The organism is Sulfitobacter sp. (genome assembly GCF_041552635.1).
Classification (GTDB): domain Bacteria; phylum Pseudomonadota; class Alphaproteobacteria; order Rhodobacterales; family Rhodobacteraceae; genus Sulfitobacter.
Window position 1 is genome coordinate 1 of record NZ_JBFEKM010000391.1, and the last position, 1,164, is coordinate 1,164.

The 1,164-nt window shown below is 55.8% G+C and carries 1 protein-coding gene; it reads left to right on the top strand.

Features of this window, described 5'->3' with window-relative positions; translation table 11 throughout:
- Positions 1–1,138, top strand: a protein-coding gene (locus ABYT07_RS21330; protein WP_372993996.1) for an IS3 family transposase whose coding sequence is annotated in 2 segments (ribosomal slippage) — positions 1–228 and positions 228–1,138 — 1,139 coding nt annotated over the 2 segments. Because the reading frame shifts where the segments join, the coding sequence is not laid out codon by codon here. This gene is flagged as partial in the annotation.
- Between the last annotated feature and the right edge of the window lie 26 nt (positions 1,139–1,164).

A 1,164-nucleotide genomic window follows, 5' to 3' on the forward strand; every position in this document is an offset into this window, starting at 1 on the left:
AAGCCCAGATTATTGGGATGATCAAAGAGCAAGAAGCTGGGATGCCGACTGCGGATGTGTGTCGCAAGCACGGCCTCAGCCAAGGGACGTTCTACAAGTTCAAATCTCAGTACGGGGGCATGGAAGTGTCGGATGCGGCTAAGCTGCGTGCGGTCACGGACGAGAATGCGAAATTGAAACGCCTGCTGGCCGACACGATACTGGACAACGCCGTTCTGAAAGACCTGCTGGGAAAGAACTGACAACGCCAAACGAGCGACGAGCGGCAGCGCTTCGGGCAATGCGAGATCATGATATCTCGCAGCGCCGGGCCTGCCGTCTTGTTGGTGTTGATCCTAAAACTGTCAGGCGTGATCGTCCGCCTGACAATCCAGAAATACGTGTCGAGATGAAGGCGGTCGCGCACAAGCGTCCTCGGTTTGGTTATCGGCGGATCGGTGTGATGCTGGAACGTAAAGGCATGATCATGAACCACAAGAAGCTGTACCGTCTCTATACGGAAGAGAAGCTGGGTGTCAGGCGACGAAGGGGTAGAAAGCGGGCGCGTGGATCGCGGACGCCAATGCCAGTGGCGTTGCGGCCAGGAGAACGTTGGTCGCTCGACTTCCTATCCGATACGTTTGGCGTGTCCCGCAAGTTCCGCATCCTCGCTGTGAATGACGATTGCTGTCGTGAGAACCTGTGCCTGATGGCCGACACCAGCATCTCAGGAGCGCGGGTTGCCCGTGAACTGGACGCGCTTGTGCGGATCTATGGCAAGCCAGCCAGCAATGTCAGCGATAATGGGACGGAGTTCACAAGTCGTGCAATCCTGAAATGGGCCAATGAGAATGATGTCAAATGGCATTACATTGATCCGGGCAAACCTCAGCAGAATGCCTTCATTGAATCATTCAACGGCAGCTTGCGCGACGAGTTGCTGAACGAAGAATGGTTCGACAGCTTGGACGACGCCCGCCGCAAGTTGGCGCTCTGGCGATACGATTACAACAACGTCAGACCGCACTCATCACTAGAGAACCAAAAACCCGCTGAAGCGCGACGAGCGCTTGAGCAACTTGAGGGCTCCGCGCACGACGCGCTTGCCCAAACTGAAACCGAGGAATATGAAATCCAAACCCGCAAACTCTCGTTATGAATGAGGGAGCCTTGGGGGGCAGGTCA